Origin of the sequence: Mesorhizobium sp. M1A.F.Ca.IN.020.06.1.1 (assembly GCF_004023265.1) — a bacterium.
Lineage (GTDB): Bacteria > Pseudomonadota > Alphaproteobacteria > Rhizobiales > Rhizobiaceae > Mesorhizobium.
This window is the reverse complement of record NZ_RZSR01001433.1, coordinates 1-994: the sequence shown is the minus strand read 5'-3', so window position 1 is coordinate 994 and position 994 is coordinate 1. Positions and strand designations below refer to the sequence as shown.

At 66.6% G+C, this 994-nt stretch carries 1 protein-coding gene and 1 pseudogene; both read left to right on the top strand.

From position 1 onward, the window contains the following. Positions 1 to 265, top strand: a pseudogene (locus EOA60_RS34640) (hypothetical protein); the annotation flags it as partial. A gap of 6 nt (positions 266 to 271) precedes the next feature. Further along, positions 272 to 910, top strand: a complete 639-nt coding sequence (locus tag EOA60_RS34635; RefSeq protein WP_095782645.1) for a TPM domain-containing protein — start codon at positions 272 to 274, stop codon at positions 908 to 910. The last annotated feature ends 84 nt before the right edge of the window (positions 911 to 994 follow it).

The following is a 994-nucleotide window of genomic DNA, read 5'->3' as shown; positions in this document are numbered from 1 at the left end:
CTTCATCACCATCTGGGCGCTGATCTTCTTCGGCGGCATCGCGCTGACGGTGCTGCCGCCGATCTTCGGCCAGAAGATCGGGCCCGGCCGCTACCGCTGGCTCGGCATGACCTTCGAGCCCAGCCGGCGATCCTCCGGCGGATGGTCGTCCGGTGGCGGCGGCTGGTCGTCGGGCGGTGGAGGTTGGTCCTCCGGTGGCGGCGGTGGCGGGTTTTCCGGCGGCGGCGGTTCGTCGGGCGGCGGCGGCTCCTCTGGAAGCTGGTGAGAAACCATGGCAACGCGACCGATCAGCCCCGAGGACCATGACCGCATCGCCGGTGCCATCCGTGCCGCGGAAGCAAGGACCGACGGCGAGATATACTGCGTCGTGGCGGGGTCCAGCGACGGCTATTTCTTCCCGGCCGCGTTCGCGGCGGCACTCGCCACGATTGTCGTCAGCCTCGCAGTGGCCTACGGGCTGGAAGCCTTGTGGCTGACCATCCGTTTGCCGCATTTCGTACTTGCTCAGCTTCTGGCGTTTGGCTGCATGCTCGCGCTCCTCTGGGCGCTGCCCGGCTTGCGCATTCACCTCGTGCCGAAACGGCTGCGCTACCAGGCGGCGCATGCCAATGCGATGAAGCAATTTCTCGCCCGCAACGTCCACCGCACCCAGGCGAGGACGGGCGTGCTGATCTTCGTCTCCATCGCCGAGCGCTATGCCGAGGTCGTTGCCGACAGCGGCATCGATGCTAAGGTCGGCCAGCATGTCTGGGATGGCGTGGTGCGGGACCTGACACAGCACGCGGGCGACGACCGACTCGCCGACGGCTTCGCCAAGGCGATCGAATCGGTCGGCGCGGTGCTGGCCGAGCATTTCCCGGTTACCGCCGGCGACACCAATGAATTGGATGACCATCTCGTCGAGATCTGACGGAACTGACTGAAAATCTGCTCTGCCGGGGCCGGGTGAGGGCTGGTTTTCGGCGCCTCCGACGCCGCCAAGCTCGTTTGTGAG